At 60.8% G+C, this 16100-nt stretch carries 14 protein-coding genes; 7 read left to right on the top strand and 7 right to left on the bottom strand.

The features are described from left to right. The first annotated feature begins 106 nt into the window (after window positions 1-106). Together zigA and ACTJKS_RS04275 are read left to right on the top strand one after the other, a co-directional pair. A complete protein-coding gene (gene zigA, locus ACTJKS_RS04280) occupies window positions 107-1312 on the top strand; it encodes a zinc metallochaperone GTPase ZigA (protein ID WP_108184260.1) in 1206 nt (401 codons plus the stop codon). Beyond that, a complete protein-coding gene (locus ACTJKS_RS04275) occupies window positions 1312-1962 on the top strand; it encodes a DUF1826 domain-containing protein (protein ID WP_108184259.1) in 651 nt (216 codons plus the stop codon). The genes zigA and ACTJKS_RS04275 overlap by 1 nt, the downstream gene beginning before the upstream one ends. A gap of 4 nt (window positions 1963-1966) precedes the next feature. Here the strand turns inward: ACTJKS_RS04275 and ACTJKS_RS04270 are convergent, their stop codons facing one another. Further along, window positions 1967-2323, bottom strand: coding sequence for a hypothetical protein (locus tag ACTJKS_RS04270; RefSeq protein ID WP_047297341.1), 357 nt, complete (start codon window positions 2321-2323; stop codon window positions 1967-1969). A gap of 28 nt (window positions 2324-2351) precedes the next feature. Between ACTJKS_RS04270 and ACTJKS_RS04265 the strand changes: the two genes are divergently transcribed. Next, complete coding sequence (locus ACTJKS_RS04265) at window positions 2352-3323, top strand: CobW family GTP-binding protein (protein ID WP_108184258.1); 972 nt, start codon at window positions 2352-2354, stop codon at window positions 3321-3323. Between the two features lies 1 nt (window position 3324). Here ACTJKS_RS04265 and ACTJKS_RS04260 read toward each other — a convergent pair whose 3' ends face one another. Beyond that, complete coding sequence (locus ACTJKS_RS04260; RefSeq protein WP_086792506.1) at window positions 3325-3738, bottom strand: DUF3301 domain-containing protein; 414 nt, start codon at window positions 3736-3738, stop codon at window positions 3325-3327. A gap of 117 nt (window positions 3739-3855) precedes the next feature. Here ACTJKS_RS04260 and pdxY point away from each other — a divergent pair, with 117 nt between their 5' ends. Continuing rightward, window positions 3856-4728: a pyridoxal kinase PdxY gene (gene pdxY / locus ACTJKS_RS04255; protein ID WP_047297339.1), complete on the top strand. Its 873-nt coding sequence runs from the start codon at window positions 3856-3858 to the stop codon at window positions 4726-4728. A gap of 95 nt (window positions 4729-4823) precedes the next feature. On the opposite strand, the gene ACTJKS_RS04250 is transcribed toward pdxY, so the two are convergent. Further along, window positions 4824-5306, bottom strand: coding sequence for an acyl-CoA thioesterase (locus tag ACTJKS_RS04250; RefSeq protein WP_003229693.1), 483 nt, complete (start codon window positions 5304-5306; stop codon window positions 4824-4826). Between the two features lie 282 nt (window positions 5307-5588). Here ACTJKS_RS04250 and ACTJKS_RS04245 point away from each other — a divergent pair, with 282 nt between their 5' ends. Beyond that, complete coding sequence (locus tag ACTJKS_RS04245) at window positions 5589-7352, top strand: cation:proton antiporter (protein WP_041073855.1); 1764 nt, start codon at window positions 5589-5591, stop codon at window positions 7350-7352. A gap of 21 nt (window positions 7353-7373) precedes the next feature. Here ACTJKS_RS04245 and ACTJKS_RS04240 read toward each other — a convergent pair whose 3' ends face one another. From ACTJKS_RS04240 to uvrD, 4 genes are all read right to left on the bottom strand, one after another. Continuing rightward, window positions 7374-7781 carry an SMI1/KNR4 family protein gene (locus ACTJKS_RS04240; protein WP_108184257.1) on the bottom strand — a complete coding sequence of 136 codons (408 nt, stop codon included), beginning with the start codon at window positions 7779-7781 and terminating at the stop codon, window positions 7374-7376. 136 nt (window positions 7782-7917) lie between these two features. Next, window positions 7918-8793, bottom strand: coding sequence for a Tim44 domain-containing protein (locus ACTJKS_RS04235; RefSeq protein ID WP_041073858.1), 876 nt, complete (start codon window positions 8791-8793; stop codon window positions 7918-7920). Window positions 8794-8969: 176 nt separating this feature from the next. Continuing rightward, on the bottom strand, window positions 8970-9410 hold the full coding sequence (locus ACTJKS_RS04230; protein WP_027610340.1) for an EamA family transporter: 441 nt from the start codon (window positions 9408-9410) through the stop codon (window positions 8970-8972). 141 nt (window positions 9411-9551) lie between these two features. Next, window positions 9552-11735 carry a DNA helicase II gene (gene uvrD / locus ACTJKS_RS04225; protein WP_262949060.1) on the bottom strand — a complete coding sequence of 728 codons (2184 nt, stop codon included), beginning with the start codon at window positions 11733-11735 and terminating at the stop codon, window positions 9552-9554. 225 nt (window positions 11736-11960) lie between these two features. Here uvrD and ACTJKS_RS04220 point away from each other — a divergent pair, with 225 nt between their 5' ends. Both ACTJKS_RS04220 and hexR read left to right on the top strand, forming a co-directional pair. After that, on the top strand, window positions 11961-14867 hold the full coding sequence (locus ACTJKS_RS04220; RefSeq protein WP_108184256.1) for a GGDEF domain-containing phosphodiesterase: 2907 nt from the start codon (window positions 11961-11963) through the stop codon (window positions 14865-14867). 127 nt (window positions 14868-14994) lie between these two features. Then, window positions 14995-15861 carry a transcriptional regulator HexR gene (hexR, locus tag ACTJKS_RS04215; protein WP_007962240.1) on the top strand — a complete coding sequence of 289 codons (867 nt, stop codon included), beginning with the start codon at window positions 14995-14997 and terminating at the stop codon, window positions 15859-15861. Window positions 15862-16100 lie beyond the last annotated feature (239 nt).

The raw sequence follows: 16100 nt of genomic DNA, 5'->3' as shown, positions 1-16100 counted from the left end.
AAGCGTCAGCTTCTGCCGTCACTCTGTCTCGAAGCTCTAGAACGCGGCGCGTTACGCCAAATCCGGCATAAACGCCCATCGGCCACCATCTGATGAGGATTATCCAATGTCATCTCCGCTTCCCGTGACCGTTCTTTCGGGCTTTCTCGGCGCCGGAAAAAGTACGGTTTTGAATTACGTACTACGTAATCGAGAAGGCTTGCGCGTTGCAGTCATCGTTAACGATATGAGCGAGATCAACATTGATGGCAGCGAAGTCCAGCGCGATGTCCGCCTGAACCGTGCTGAAGAAAAACTGGTGGAGATGAGCAATGGTTGTATCTGCTGTACGTTACGCGAGGACCTGTTGGAAGAGGTCAGCAAACTTGCTCGTGAAGGTCGTTTCGATTATCTGCTCATCGAATCCACCGGTATTTCCGAGCCGCTGCCGGTCGCCGAAACCTTCACCTTCCGCGATGAGCTGGGTCAGAGCCTCGCCGACGTTGCTCGACTCGACACCATGGTCACGGTAGTCGACGGCGTGAACTTTCTCCTCGACTATCAGGCTGCCGAGAGCCTCGCGTCCCGCGGCGAGACCTTGGGCGATGAAGATGAACGCTCGATCACCGACCTGTTGATCGAACAAATCGAGTTCGCCGACGTATTGCTGATCAGCAAGATCGACCTCATCAGCCACCAGGCGCGCGACGAACTCACGGCAATTCTCAAGCGCCTCAATGCCCAGGCGGAAATTATCCCGATGGTGATGGGCGAGGTGGTGCTGGAGAAGATCCTCAACACGCGCCGATTCGATTTTGACAAAGCCGCCCAAGCCCCGGGCTGGCTGCAGGAATTGCGCGGTGAGCATGTGCCGGAAACCACCGAGTATGGCATTGCTTCCACGGCTTATCGCGCACGCCGCCCGTTCCACCCGCAGCGCTTTTACAGCTTCATTGATCGTCCATGGACGAACGGTAAATTACTGCGCTCCAAGGGTTTTTTCTGGCTCGCCAGCAAGGTCACGGATGCGGGCAGCTGGTCGCAGGCGGGCGGCCTGATGCGCCACGGTTTCGCTGGACGCTGGTGGCGTTTCGTGCCGAAAAACCAATGGCCGCAGGATCAGGACAGTACCGCAGCAATCATGGAAAACTGGACGCCGAGTGTCGGAGATTGTCGTCAGGAGCTGGTATTCATTGGCCAGAACATCGATTTCGTACAGCTCAAGTCGGAGCTCGATGCCTGCCTGCTGACTGACGAAGAAATGGCTGCTGGCGTAGACCGTTGGCGCACGCTGCCGGACCCTTTCGGCCCTTGGCACGATGAGGCCGCCTGATGCTTGCGCTCAAACTGCAGCAGAATCGAGTACGTCATCAGCATCAGGGGGCGACGCCGAAAACGCTGACGCGAATCCTCGAAGACGACGTCAATCTTGCGGTCTGGCAGCGTCAACTGCCGCTGCACATCGCCGATTTCGCAGCGTTGTTGCTGTCGCTCAACGAGCCACTGGCGCAGTCGCTCTGCCTCGAATTGCCGGATGAAGACGGCGAGCCTGATCTCAGTGGACTGGCCGCCGGGTTCCGTGACCTGGAAGGCTATGAAGGCTTTGTCGCTGATCTGGGATGGCTGGTCAGTGCCTTCGCCTGCCTGCTGGGTGCACGGCGTATCGGCTTGCGCCTGCGGGTGCTGGACAAGGCCATGTGTCCGCGTTTCCACGTCGATCATGTGCCGGTGCGCCTGATCACCACGTATGGCGGAATCGGCAGTCAGTGGCTCAAGGAGGGCGCGATGGACCGCGAGCAATTGGGTCAGGCGAACGCTGAGCCAAACGACATGGCAAACATCCAGCAACTGCGCAGTGGCGACGTGGCGCTATTGAAAGGCGAGAAATGGCACGGCAACGAAGGCTTCGGTCTGATCCATCGTTCTCCGCAACTGCCAGCGGGTGAACGACGGTTGCTGCTGACGCTCGACTGGCTCGGTTGACGGCTCAAGGCTTGAGCCATTTACCCTGGCTCTGGCCTTCGCAATACGGCTTCAAATACGCCATGTCTGAAGCCACGCCGTAATAGTGGATATCCTGGCGATAGGGCATATTGGCGACTTGCGCGTTGCTGCACACGCCGAACGCGCCGCTCGGGCATTGATCGACGTACTGCACCTCGACTTTCTGCCCGGCCAGGGTCGGTTGGCAGAACCCGTCGCTGAACAGCTTCTCGGGAATACTGCGGTTTTGCTGGCAAACCTTGACGTCGAGTCGCTCGCCCTGACTGTGCACAACGCAGGCTTGAGCCAAGGCTTCGCTCGACAGCAACATCAACAGCAACGACCATCCCATCCAACGCATGTCCAATCCCCTCAGAAAACGCCCAGTCATGTTGCAGAACATTCCTACCCATGTCATCGCCGGCCCTTTGGGCGCCGGCAAGACCAGTCTGATTCGCCAGCTCATGGCCCAACGGCCGGAGGGCGAGCGCTGGGCGGTGCTGATCAACGAGTTCGGTCAGATCGGCCTCGACGCGGCGCTGCTGACCCGCGATGGCGATGGTATCGCACTGGGCGAAGTTGCCGGGGGCTGTTTGTGTTGCGTGAACGGTGCGCCGTTTCAAATCGGCCTCGGCCGTTTGCTGCGCAAGGCCAGACCGGATCGGCTGTTCATCGAGCCGTCCGGACTGGGCCATCCGGCGCAATTGCTCAAGCAGTTAGGCGAGGCGCCGTGGTTGGGTGTGCTGGCGCTGCAGCCCTGCGTGTTAGTGCTGGATGCCCAGGCGCTGGCCGCCGGGAAAGCGTTGCCCCCCGCTCAGCAGGACGCTTTGGGCAGCGCCGGTCTGCTGTTGCTGAACAAGGCAGAAGGTCTGGATGAGGCTGTGCGGCAGACCATCGCCGAGCGTTTGCCGGCGGTCAAATTGATCTGGACGCAGCAGGCGCACCTGTCTTTACGCGAGTTGCCGGGTGTGACGGCGCAAGCAATGGCGGGTGTGGATAACCTTGTTGTGCCGCAGGGGGCGGGACCGATTCCGGCGCTCTGGAGCGACCCGGCATCGCCGATCTGCCTGAGTCAGGCACAAGAGGGCGGTTGGAGCATCGGCTGGCGTTGGCACCCGGGGCAGACGTTCGATACGCATCGTCTGAGCCAATGGCTGCAGAGCCTGAACTGGCGGCGGGCGAAACTGGTTATCCATAGCGTCGAGGGCTGGGTGTCGGCCAATGCCGTGGATAACGCTGAACTGGATTGGCAGCCCAGCGAGTGGCGACGGGATTCGCGTATAGAGCTGATCTTTGCCGATGCGCGAAGTATCGATGCTTTGCAGTCAGGCTTGACGCAATGTCGAGTTCAAGCGGATTAGCTTACGGCTTCCACTTATTGTGTTCCTGACGCCACTGGCTCAGTTCGATCACTTCGGCCCGTGGGCGGGTAACTTCGACCACCGGTGGCGTGTCGTCGAACGGCGCCGGATAGGGCGCCAGTTCAATCTGAGCGCTGTGCGCACCAAACTGGGTGATGATGCCGTTGTGCCGGGTTTCGCCAGTCACGGTGAACTCGAAGTTGTAAACCCGGGCCAGACGCCGCCGACCGCTGGCATCCTTGATCAAGCCGATTTTTTTCAACGCGACGTTACCGTCCAGCAGTTCAACGCCCACGTTGATGCAATGCTGCTTGACCCGCTCCAGCGCCCGCTCGCGCAAGCCGTGGTTGTGCCAAAGCCATGCGCCGGCAGCGGCGAACAGCATCAGCACGAAGATGTTTTCAAGGGTCAGCATCAACAGGAAACTCCAAAAGATAAGCTCAGCTTAACTGCGTCGCCGGTCTGTCGTACAGGCTGTGTTTCGTCGCATACTGCGCGGCTTGAATTTCAATCGTTTTACGGAATAACCCGAATGAAACGTACGCCTCATCTGCTCGCCATTCAGTCCCATGTGGTCTTCGGCCACGCCGGCAACAGCGCTGCGGTTTTTCCGATGCAGCGGGTCGGGGTGAATGTCTGGCCGCTCAACACGGTGCAGTTCTCCAACCATACCCAGTACGGCCAATGGGCCGGTGAAGTGCTCGCGCCGCAGCAGATCCCCGAACTGGTCGACGGCATTGCCGCCATTGGCGAACTGGGCAACTGCGACGCTGTGCTCTCCGGCTATCTGGGCAGCGCGGCGCAGGGTCGGGCGATTCTCCGTGGTGTCGAGCGCATCAAATCGGTCAATCCGAAGGCGTTGTACCTGTGCGACCCGGTGATGGGCCATCCGGAGAAGGGCTGCAGTGTGCCGGCCGAAGTCAGCGACTTTCTGCTGGAAGAAGCCGCGGCGGTGGCGGACATCATGTGCCCGAACCAACTGGAGCTGGACAGCTTCTCCGGGCGCAAGCCGCAGTCGCTGTTCGATTGCCTGGCGATGGCTCGGGCGCTGCTGGCGCGCGGGCCGAAAGCGGTGCTGGTCAAGCATCTGGATTATCCGGGCAAGCCGGCGGACGGTTTCGAGATGTTGTTGGTGACCGCTGATGAAAGCTGGCACTTGCGTCGTCCGCTGCTGGCGTTTCCGCGTCAGCCGGTGGGCGTGGGCGATCTGACGTCCGGGCTGTTCCTCGCGCGGGTGCTGCTGGGTGACAGCCTGGTGGCGGCGTTCGAGTTCACCGCAGCGGCGGTGCATGAAGTACTGCTGGAGACCCAGGCGTGTGCCAGTTATGAGCTGCAACTGGTGCGGGCGCAGGACCGGATCGCGCATCCGCGGGTGAAGTTCGAGGCGACGGCGATCAGTCTGTAATCGCGTTATTGTTCAAAAGATCGCAGCGTGCGGCAGCTCCTGCAGGGTGAACATTAATCCTCTGTAGGATCTGCCGCAGGCTGCGATCTTTTGCTTTAGGCGTCGCCCTTGATCTCCTGATAACGCTTCTCCAGCTCCTGGCGAATTTGCCGACGCTGCTGCGCCTGCATATAACGACGCTTGTCCTCACTGTTCTGCGGTTGCAGCGGCGGCACGGCGGCCGGTTTGCGCTGGTCATCCACCGCAACCATGGTGAAGAAGCAGCTGTTGGTGTGGCGCACCGAGCGCTCGCGGATGTTCTCGGTCACCACTTTGATACCGACTTCCATCGAGGTGTTGCCGGTGTAGTTGACCGACGCGAGGAAGGTCACCAGTTCGCCGACATGGATCGGCTCGCGGAAAATCACCTGATCCACCGACAGCGTCACCACGTAGCGGCCGGCATAGCGGCTCGCGCAGGCGTAGGCCACTTCGTCGAGGTATTTGAGCAGGGTACCGCCGTGGACATTGCCAGAGAAGTTGGCCATGTCGGGGGTCATCAATACCGTCATCGACAGTTGGGCGTTTCCGGGTTCCATAACGTTCTCACGGATCAAGGCTGGATGGCTGGACGCACCTCTGCGGGTGCCTGGTGGCTTTTTCAAAAGCACCGTTATCGGGACGCCAGACGGCTGGCTGCCGTCACGCCGCGACCGATCTGTTTCCTTATATTGCACCGCCTTTCAGCCGGAAGTCGCGGTGTTAACCTGCAAAAGGCCCTGTCCAAGGGCAATTCCTACACGAAAAGTGGATTTTTACCCAACTCGCTCAGAGCTTTCTGAAGTCTGACGGCGAGTCACGTCATACAAGGAGCCCACACCATGCATGCCATCAGCTTTATTCAGGACCTGGCAGTGATCATGTTGGTCGCAGGTGTGGTCACCGTGTTGTTTCACCGTTTCAAGCAGCCGGTGGTGCTCGGCTACATCGTCGCCGGTTTCATCATCGGCCCGCACACCCCGCCATTCGGTCTGATTCACGACGAAGAAACCATCAAGACCCTCGCCGAGCTGGGGGTGATTTTCCTGATGTTCTGCCTCGGGCTGGAGTTCAGCCTGCGCAAGTTGTTCAAGGTCGGGGCCACGGCGTTTATCGCGGCGTTCCTCGAAATTGTCCTGATGATCTGGATCGGCTATGAAATCGGCCGCTGGTTCGACTGGAACACCATGGACTCGCTGTTCCTCGGCGCAATCCTCGCCATCTCCTCGACCACTATCATCGTCAAGGCGCTCAACGACCTGAAGATGAAGAACGAGCGCTTCGCGCAGCTGATCTTCGGCGTATTGATCGTCGAGGACATCCTCGGCATCGGCATCATCGCCTTGCTGTCGAGCATCGCAGTCAGCGGCACGGTCAGTTCGGGCGAAGTGTTTTCCACGGTCGGCAAGCTGTCGCTGTTCATGATCGTCGCGTTGGTGATCGGCATTCTGCTGGTGCCGCGCCTGCTGGCGTACGTCGCCAAATTCGAAAGCAACGAGATGCTGCTGATCACCGTGCTCGGCCTGTGTTTCGGTTTTTGTCTGTTGGTGGTCAAGCTCGAATACAGCATGGTGCTCGGCGCCTTCCTGATCGGCGCGATCATGGCCGAGTCGCGGCAGTTGCTGAAAATCGAGCGCCTGATCGAACCGGTTCGCGACCTGTTCAGTGCAATCTTCTTCGTCGCTATCGGCCTGATGCTCGATCCGATGATCCTGCTGCAATACGCCTGGCCGATCGCGGTAATCACCGTGGCGGTGGTGCTCGGCAAGATGTTGTCCTGTGGCCTCGGGGCGTTTATCGCCGGCAATGATGGACGCACCTCACTGCGGGTCGGGATGGGACTGTCACAGATTGGCGAATTTTCCTTCATCATCGCCGCACTCGGGATGACGCTGCAGGTCACCAGTAACTTTCTTTATCCGGTGGCGGTGGCGGTGTCGGTGATCACCACGCTGCTGACGCCGTACCTGATCCGCGCGGCCGATCCGCTGTCGATCAAACTCTCTGCGGCGGTACCCAAGCGTCTGGGCCGAGTATTCGGCATGTACGGCGAGTGGCTGCGCAGCATTCAGCCGCAAGGCGAGGGCGCGATGCTGGCGGCAATGATCCGGCGGATTCTGTTGCAGGTCGGGGTCAACCTGGCGCTGGTGATCGCGATCTTCTTCAGCGGTGCGTTCTTTGCCGGACGGCTGTCGGAGTGGATGCAGGACTGGGTCGCTGATCCGAGCTGGCAGAAGGCGTTGATCTGGGGCGGGGCGCTGCTGCTGTCGCTGCCGTTCCTGATCGCGGCGTATCGCAAGCTCAAGGCGCTGTCGATGCTGCTGGCGGAGATGGGCGTGAAGCCGGAGATGGCCGGACGGCACACGCAGCGAGTGCGGCGGGTGATCTCCGAAGTGATCCCGATCCTCTCGCTGCTGGTGATCTTCCTGCTGTTGGCAGCCTTGTCGGCCAGTATCCTGCCGACCAACAAGTTGCTGGTGCTGGTCGCCGTAGTCGCTGCCGCCGTGGCGGCGCTGCTCTGGCGCTGGTTCATCCGTGTGCACACGCGGATGCAGGTGGCCCTGCTGGAAACCCTCGACAATCACAAGGAGTCGTCGGGGCACTGACCGACCCGGGCGTCTGGCGAATCAGCTTTCCAGCCAGACGTCCCGCGCCCAGTGCCACACCGATTCCCAGGACTCTTCGGTGATCAGCTCTTCTTCGCCGGACCACAGCACGACGGTGCCGTCTTCCTCCACGCAGTAGTAGTCGTCGCCGTCCTGGCAGATCGGGATCAGGTCGCGCGGCACACCGATGTCCCAGGCGTTGGCTGCAACCTCCGGCAGGTAGGTGTGCGATTGCGGGTCGGTGACGGTCACCGGCTCGAGGCTGCCGTAAACCACATCACTGACGGTCAGCAGAAACTCTTTGAAGACGAACGGGATGTTGATGAAGAGTTCTTCTTCGATCTCCACCAACTGGTCTTCGTCAGGCAGCTCCAGGGGAACCGGTACGGGTTCGTTGGCTTCGCGCAGTTGTTCGATGATTTCTTCCACGTCCGGGATCCTCTTGCTTGAATGGCGCGGTTTATATGGGCCGGTTTATACAGTAGCTCGCTATAGATGCAACCGCGAAATAGAAAACCCCGGCCTGAGCCGGGGTTTTATTACCACATGCGTAACGCGATGGGGATCAGCCGTTCTGGCGGATACCGGCCACCAGCCAAGGCTGGTTCTCGCCCTGTGGACGTTCCATGTTCCAGCTCTCGCTGAACACTTCGCCCTGGTCGAAACGCGAGGTCTTCGACACGCCGCTGAAGGTCAGGGTGGCGATGGTCTTGTCGGCGCGATCATCCACGCCGTCCAGCTGCACTTGCAGGTTGTCGATGTAGGTCGACTGGAAGCCGTCGCCCAGATCCGCACGCTCACGCTTGAGGAACTCGAGCATCTGCGGGGTCACGAACTCGGCGATCTTGTCCATTTCGTTGGCGTCCCAGTGCTGCTGCAGCGACTGGAAGTGGCTGCGCGCGGCTTCAAGGAAGCGCTGTTCGTTGAACCAGGCTGGCGCGTTGATCACCGGACGAGCGGCAGCCGGAGCAGCCGAACCACCGAAGATCGAACCCATGGCAGCAGGCTTCTGTTCGAATACTTCACGCTGCATCGGCGCGCCGGCCGGAGCCAGGTGCTCCTGCTGCTTGCGTCGACGAGCGGCGATGAAGCGGAAGATCACGAACGCGATCACGGCCATGATCAGGATGTCGAAGATCTGCATGCCCTGGAAGCCGCCGCCCATGAACATGGACGCGAGCAGACCACCGGCGGCGATACCGGCCAGAGGGCCGAGCCATTTCGAAGCGCCGCCAGCCTTGGCCGCGGCACCGGCAGCGCCGGCTGCACCAGCGGTCGCTGCTGCGCCGCCCATGCCTGGGGAAGAAGGAGCCATCTGGCTGGTCTGGTGCGTCGGCGCAGCGCCGGCACTTTTGCCACCACCAAAGCGCTTGGCGTTGGCGTCGAGGCTCATCGTCAGGCCGATGCACAACGCCATGGCGATGCTAAGAAAACGTTTCATAAAGGGAATTCCCGTTTGTGGAGACACGCGCGCCATGTTGCACAGCTGAAGTGTTACTGGCTAGCGAGAGAGTGTTTCGGGCTTTTGCCTGACAGGTTACGTTCAGCTCCGTCGAAGCAATCAGGCCATGTACTTTTGTCTGTAGGAAAATGGGATAGGTTCAGCGGGAAACCTGCTTATCGACGCAACGCCAACATCACTACACCCGCGGTGATCAAGCCGATACCGCCCCATTGGCGCAGGTCGAGTTTCTCGCCCAGCAGGATCACGCCGAGCACCGCCACCAGTACCACGCTGAGCTTGTCCACTGGCGCGACCAGCGAAGCCGGGCCGACTTTCAGCGCGCGGAAGTAGCACAGCCACGACGCGCCGGTACCCAGGCCGGACAACAGCAGGAACAGGTAGCTCTTGGCGGAAATTGATCCCAATGACTGATATTGGCCCGTCGCGTACAAAATCAAGGCCAGACTGACCAGTACCACGATAGTACGCAGCAGAGTGGCGAAGTCAGAATTGACGTTTTCGATGCCGATCTTGGCAAAGATCGCCGTCAGCGCGGCGAACGTCGCCGAGAGCAAAGCCCAGAATGTCCAGGAAGAGAAGAAGCCTGAGCCCATGGATATGTCCTTGTTAGATCATCCAACGCCGACCCCTGTGGGAGCGAGCCTGCTCGCGAAAGCCACACTGCGGTTTATCAGATCAACCACGGTGATGTCATTCGCGAGCAGGCTCGCTCCCACAGAAAAGCGAAAACGGCGTCAGATCGCTTCCAGCTTGGCGTACCCCAGCATCAGCCACTTGCTGCCTTCGCTGAAATTCACCTGCACCCGTGCCTGCGCGCCGGAACCTTCGAAGTTGAGGATCACGCCGTCGCCGAAGATTGAATGGCGCACTGCCTGACCCAGGCTGAAGCCGGTTTCCGGGATCTCGCTACCGCTGAACAGGTTGCTGCCGCTCATCGACTGGTTGCCGCCGAACGGTCGGCTGACACTGTTCGACAGGCGCACTTCCTGAATCAGCCCCTTCGGCACTTCACGGACGAAACGCGAAACCTTGTTGTAGGTCTCGCTGCCGTACAGGCGTCGGGTTTCAGCATAGGTCATCACCAGGTTCTGCATGGCGCGGGTGATGCCGACGTAGGCCAGACGGCGTTCCTCTTCAAGGCGCCCCGGTTCTTCCAGGCTCATCTTGTGCGGGAACAGGCCTTCTTCCATGCCCACCAGGAACACGTAAGGGAATTCCAGGCCTTTGGCGCTGTGCAGGGTCATCAGTTGAATGCTGTCTTCATGCTCGTCGGCCTGAGTGTCGCCGGCTTCCAGCGACGCGTGGCCGAGGAATGCCGCCAGTGGCGTCAGCTCTTCGTCTTCTTCGGTGTTTTCGAAGTTGCGCGCGGCGCTGACCAGTTCCTCAAGGTTTTCTACCCGGGCCTGGCCTTTCTCGCCTTTTTCCGCTTCGTGATAGGCGATCAGCCCCGATTGCTCGATGACGGTCTGGGTCATCAAATGCAACGGCATCTCCATGCACTTGGCAGCGAGATTTTCGATCAGCTCGATAAACGCCCCCAAGGCGCCGGCAGCACGACCGGTCAGGCCTTTATTGGCGACCAGTTGGCGCATCGCTTCCCACATCGACACATCGCTGTGACGGGCATGGTCGCGGATCGCCTCGACGGTTTTCTCGCCAATGCCACGGGCCGGGACGTTGATCACCCGCTCCAGCGCGGCATCGTTGCCGCGACCTTCCAGCAAACGCAGGTAGGCCATGGCGTTCTTGATTTCCGCGCGCTCGAAGAAGCGCTGGCCGCCATAGATGCGGTACGGAATGCGCTCGCGCAGCAAGGCTTCTTCCAAAACGCGCGATTGGGCGTTGGAGCGGTAAAGAATCGCGATGTCGCTGCGAGCCAGGCCGGTTTTCAGCGCGCTTTCGATGGCTTCGACAACATAGCGTGCTTCGTCGTGTTCGTTGAACGCGGCATACAGGTTGATCGCTTCGCCATCGCCACCGTCGGTCCACAGCTCTTTGCCGAGGCGTCCGGTGTTGTTGGCGATCAAGGCGTTGGCCGCTTTGAGGATGCCGGCGGTGGAGCGGTAGTTCTGCTCCAGGCGGATGGTCACCGAATCCGGGAAGTCGGACGAGTACTGATGAATGTTCTCGATTTTCGCCCCGCGCCAGCCGTAGATCGACTGATCGTCGTCGCCGACCACCATCAGGCTGTCACCGCCCTTGCCGAGCAGGCGCAACCAGGCGTACTGCACGGCGTTGGTGTCCTGAAACTCGTCGACGAGGATGTGGCGGAAGCGCTTTTGATAGTGCGCCAGCAGACCCGGGTGATCGCGCCACAGGTCGAGGGCGCGCAGCAGCAGTTCGGAGAAGTCGATGACGCCGGCGCGCTGGCAGGCCGCCTCGTAGGCTTCATAGATGCCGCGCATGGTCGCCAGGTACAAGTCGCCGCTGGCCTGAATGTGCTGTGGGCGCAGACCTTCGTCTTTCTGCCCGTTGATGAACCACTGGGCCTGCCGGGCTGGCCAGCGTTGTTCGTCCAGCCCCAGCTCGCGGATCACCCGCTTGACCAGGCGTTGCTGGTCGTCGCTGTCAAGAATCTGGAAAGTCTGGCTCAACCCGGCTTCCTGCCAGTGCGCCCGCAACAGGCGGTGCGCCAGGCCGTGGAAGGTGCCGACCCACATGCCGGCCGGGTTGATACCCAGCAACTGCTCGATGCGGTGACGCATCTCGGCAGCGGCCTTGTTGGTGAAGGTCACCGACAGAATGGAGTGGGGCGAGGCGTTTTCGACCTGGATCAACCAGGCGATACGGTGCACCAGCACTCGGGTTTTACCGGAACCGGCACCGGCCAGGACCAACTGACGGCCAACGGGGGCTGCTACGGCCTGGCGTTGGGCATCGTTGAGGGAGTTCAGCAGAAGGGAGAGATCATCGCGCATCGGGGCATTCTAGGGTGCGCCGCAGGCCCGGGCAAACCGAGCTTTGCATTAGCCGATGAAAGCGCCGCCGATGACGACCGGTCGGTCACTGGCTACAGGCTTCGGCCCGCCTCGCTTTGCGGGTTTTGCCGGTGATCGGACGGGAAAAGTTTCCGGCAAATTATGATCTGGAGCAGTTTGGCAACGGGGTCTGCTTGTGTATGCTCCGTCCACGTTTCGGGCCCAATGCTCACTCTTATAAGAACAACAACATTGCACAAGACCCTCAGCTCAGACCTGTCGGGCCCCTCTGTGGAACCCCGGGTCATCCGCAAGCATTACGCCGTCGAAATGGCGGTCGAACGCACGCGCCTGCTGTATCAGGGCTCGCTGCTGCCGACGATGTTCATGTTGCTCAATGGTCTGGTCTGCGCCGCTTTGCTCTGGAGCCCGCAGCGCTATTTCGTGGTCAGCATCTGGCTGGTCTGGTTGTTGTCGCTGGTGGCGCTGCGGGTGATCCAGGTCGCCGCGTTCGATTCGGCGATCCCGGACCGTCAGGCCCAGCCGATCTGGTTCCGCATGTTCCTGCTCGGCTCGACCATGACCGGCCTGACGCTGGCTGGCGCCGGCATCGCGCTGGTGCCCGCCGACAACTTCATGCAGCAAGCCTGGGTGTTCGGCCTGATCGGCGCCGCGACATTGTCGGCCAGCGTTGCTTATGCCGTCAGCCTGCCGGCGTTTCTGTCCTTTACCTTGCCGTGCCTGCTGCCGGCGATCGGCTACCTGTTCTGGGGCGGCGACGAACAGGCACGCGGCTGGGGCTGGCTCGGGCTGATTCTGCTCGGCTCACTGAGTGTGGTGGCATGGCAGGTCAATCGGCTGATCGACCGCGGCTTGCTGCGGCGTTTTCAGAACCAGCACCTGATCGAACACCTGCAGCAGGCGCAGAACCGCAGCGAGCAGCTCAATCAGGCGCTGGCCAAAGAGATCGAACAGCGGCGCTGCGCCGAGGGCCAATTGCGTGAGGCGCAGGTCGAGCTGGAAGACCGGGTGGCGCAGCGCAGCCGCGAACTGGACGTGGCCAACCAGGCGCTGAGCAAAAGCGAAGCCCGGCTGGCCCTGGCGTTGAAGGCCAGTGAACTGGGGCTGTGGGACTGGAATCTGCAAACCGACGAAGTCCACCACACGCAGATTCAGGAGCTGTTCGGCCTCGCGCCTGAATATGTCACGGCGATCCTGCGCGACCTCAAGCCACGCCTGCACCCCGAGGATGTGCCCGGACTCAAGCAGGCGCTGATCGAACACCTGAAAGGGCGCTCCGAGGACTATCAGATCGAATACCGCGTACGGCACGGTGACGGCCATTGGGTATGGATCGAAGACCGCGGCCGCGCTGTGGAGCGCAGTGACAGTGGCCGGGTGATCCGCATGGTCGGTACCCGGCGCGACATCAGCGCGAGCAAAAGCCTTGAAGAACAGCAGCGACTGGCGGCCACGGTGTTCGAAGCGGCCAGCGAAGGCATCGTCATTCTCGACCCGAACTACGCGCTGATCGCGATCAATCAGGCGTTCAGCCGGGTCACCGGTTATGACATCGAAGACATGCTCGGGCGTAATGTCGTCGAGCTGCCGTGCAGTCGTGATGCGCGGCGACATTACGTTTCGATCCGCCACGCGCTGGAGCAGCACGGCAGCTGGCAGGGCGAACTGGTGGAAACCCGCAAGAACGGCGAGCTGTATCCGCAGTGGCTGCAACTCAATGCGGTGCGCGACAGTCGGGGAAATGTCAGCCATATCGTCGGCTTCTTCGCCGATCTTTCCGCGCGACGCGAATCCGAGGAGCGTATGCGCTTCCTGACGCATTACGATGAGCTGACCGGGCTGGCCAATCGTTCGCTGTTCCGCGAGCGCCTGCACGAAGCCCATCAGCGCGTGCGTCAGGGCGGCCGGCGCAGTCTGGCGCTGCTGCACATCAATCTCGATCGCTTCAAGCTGCTCAACGACAGCCTCGGTCACGAGGTCGCGGACCAACTGCTGCAGAAAATGGCCCGACGCCTGGTCAATGCATTGCCGGAGGCTGACACCATCGCGCGACTGTCCGGTGACGAGTTTGCCGTGCTGTTCGATGCTTACGGCAACCTGTCGAGCCTGGCACGGGTCGCCACGCGGCTGTCGAGCAAGCTGCGCCTGCCGTTGACGGTCGAAGGGCATGAACTGGTGGTCAGTGCCTCGATGGGCATCAGCATGCTGCCGGACAACGCCCGAGAGATTTCCGCGCTGGTCAGTCAGTCGAACATGGCCATGCAACACGCCAAGCACCTGGGCGGCAACAGTTTCCAGTTCTACACCGACAGCTTGCAGGCCAGCACCCTTGAGCGTCTGCAACTGGAGAACCAGTTGCGCAAAGCCATCGAAGACAAGCAGCTCAAGGTGTTCTACCAGCCGAAGCTGTGCCTGCAAACCGGGCGCCTGAATGCGGCGGAAGCGCTGGTGCGCTGGGATCATCCGACCATGGGCCGGGTGCCGCCGGGGGACTTTATCGGCCTGGCCGAGGAAACCGGACTGATCGGCCCGATTGGCGAATTCGTGCTGCGCCAGGCTTGCTGGCAGGCGTGCGAATGGCAGCGCCAGGGGCTGGCGCCGATTCGGGTATCGGTGAACCTGTCGGTGCATCAACTGCGGCAGGGCAAACTGGTCAGCCTGGTGCGCCAGGTGCTGGAAGAAACCGGGCTGGCGCCGCACTACCTCGAACTGGAACTCACCGAAAGCCAGTTGCTCGACAGCGTCGAACACATCATCGCGACCTTCCAGCAACTGCGCGATCTGGGGGTGAAGCTGGCGATCGACGATTTCGGCACCGGCTATTCGTCGCTGAGTTACCTCAAACGGATTCCGGTGGATTACGTGAAGATCGATCAGGCGTTCATTCGCGGGCTGGGGCAGGGCAGTGAGGATGCGGCGATCACCCGAGCGATCATCGCCATGGCTCACGGGCTGTCGTTAAAAGTGGTGGCCGAAGGTGTCGAGCGGCAGGAACAACTGGAGTTTCTACGCGTCGAGCGCTGCGACGAAGTGCAGGGTTATCTGATCAGTCGTCCGGTGGAGGCCGACCGTCTGGCCGGGCTGTTGCGCGAACAGGAAAAACCGCTTTAAGGGCTACATGCACTCCATCGCGCCTGATATGGGGACATGGAGTTACGCATTGAGCAGGCAAAAAGCCAATTCATGTAGTATAACTACAAGCGTGCTACATCCTTGCCCATAAGAAGAGTCCAGCCCCTTGAATCTGCTGCAACACATCGCCCAGTCACGTCACCTGTTACGCAAGTCGGAGCTCAAGGTCGCCGACCACGTGCTGCTTGACCCTGCGGCGGTGATGCACAGTTCCATGGCCGACCTGGCCCACAGCGTCGGCATCAGCGAACCGACCATCGTGCGCTTCTGCCGGGCCATTGGCTGCTCCGGGTTTCAGGATCTCAAGCTCAAACTGGCGCAGAGCCTGGCCGCCGGTGCCAGCTTCGGCCAGTTCGCGATCCATGAAGACGACTCGGTCGCCGACTACAGCCTGAAAATTTTCGACACCACATTGCATACGCTGATGGAGGTTCGCGAGAAGCTCGATCCGGTGGAATTGCAGCGTGCCGTGACGCTGATGTCCCAGGCGCAGCGCGTCGAGTTCTACGGCTTTGGTGCGTCGGGCGCGGTGGCGGCGGATGCGCAGCACAAGTTCTTCCGTCTGCTGCTGACCGCTGCGGCGTATTCCGACCCGCACATGCAGGCGATGTCGGCGGTGACCTTGAAGCCGACCGACGTGGCGATCTGCATTTCCCAGTCCGGGCGTTCCAAGGATCTGCTGATCACTGCCAACCTGGTGCGCGAGAGCGGCGCCTCGCTGATCACTTTGTGCCCGAGTCAGACACCGTTGGCCGAGCTGTCGACGGTCAACCTGGCAATCGATGTACACGAAGACACCGAGATCTACACACCGCTGACCTCGCGCATTGCGCATCTGGTGGTGATCGACGTGCTGGCGATGGGCGTGGCGATGGCGCGTGGGCCGAGTCTGGTCAACCATCTCAAGAGTGTGAAACGCAGTTTGCGTAGCTTGCGGTTGTCGCCCAAAGCCGTGAAAGCCCTCGATGACTAAAGTCATCGTAAGGTCGTTCCGACCTTAATCGCGAGCAGGCTCGCTCCCACATTTGAGCTCGGTGTGACACAAAATTTGTGTTCACAGAAAATCCACTGTGGGAGCGAGCCTGCTCGCGAAGGCGTCCTCAGAAACACCACAACCCTGCGCAACTTTCATCGCACTGTCATCCCCGCGCAGCCAAACCGTCATCCCCCACGCCTATCGTGAAACTCCCGTACTCGCCTTGGGAGACTCGA

Source organism: Pseudomonas sp. 22189, assembly GCF_052045635.1.
Classification (GTDB): Bacteria; Pseudomonadota; Gammaproteobacteria; order Pseudomonadales; family Pseudomonadaceae; genus Aquipseudomonas; species Aquipseudomonas parakoreensis.
The sequence above is the reverse complement of the archived record's forward strand: the minus strand, read 5'-3'. Positions and strand labels throughout refer to the sequence as shown.

Coding starts and splice junctions, on each gene's coding strand:
- ACTJKS_RS04250 (WP_003229693.1), bottom strand. CDS start 5,306: ATGGAACCCGGAAACGCCCAACTGTCGATGACGGTATTGATGACCCCC.
- ACTJKS_RS04270 (WP_047297341.1), bottom strand. CDS start 2,323: ATGCGTTGGATGGGATGGTCGTTGCTGTTGATGTTGCTGTCGAGCGAA.
- ACTJKS_RS04265 (WP_108184258.1), top strand. CDS start 2,352: ATGTTGCAGAACATTCCTACCCATGTCATCGCCGGCCCTTTGGGCGCC.
- zigA (WP_108184260.1), top strand. CDS start 107: ATGTCATCTCCGCTTCCCGTGACCGTTCTTTCGGGCTTTCTCGGCGCC.
- ACTJKS_RS04260 (WP_086792506.1), bottom strand. CDS start 3,738: ATGCTGACCCTTGAAAACATCTTCGTGCTGATGCTGTTCGCCGCTGCC.
- ACTJKS_RS04230 (WP_027610340.1), bottom strand. CDS start 9,410: ATGGGCTCAGGCTTCTTCTCTTCCTGGACATTCTGGGCTTTGCTCTCG.
- uvrD (WP_262949060.1), bottom strand. CDS start 11,735: ATGCGCGATGATCTCTCCCTTCTGCTGAACTCCCTCAACGATGCCCAA.
- ACTJKS_RS04220 (WP_108184256.1), top strand. CDS start 11,961: ATGCTCACTCTTATAAGAACAACAACATTGCACAAGACCCTCAGCTCA.
- pdxY (WP_047297339.1), top strand. CDS start 3,856: ATGAAACGTACGCCTCATCTGCTCGCCATTCAGTCCCATGTGGTCTTC.
- ACTJKS_RS04245 (WP_041073855.1), top strand. CDS start 5,589: ATGCATGCCATCAGCTTTATTCAGGACCTGGCAGTGATCATGTTGGTC.
- ACTJKS_RS04275 (WP_108184259.1), top strand. CDS start 1,312: ATGCTTGCGCTCAAACTGCAGCAGAATCGAGTACGTCATCAGCATCAG.
- ACTJKS_RS04235 (WP_041073858.1), bottom strand. CDS start 8,793: ATGAAACGTTTTCTTAGCATCGCCATGGCGTTGTGCATCGGCCTGACG.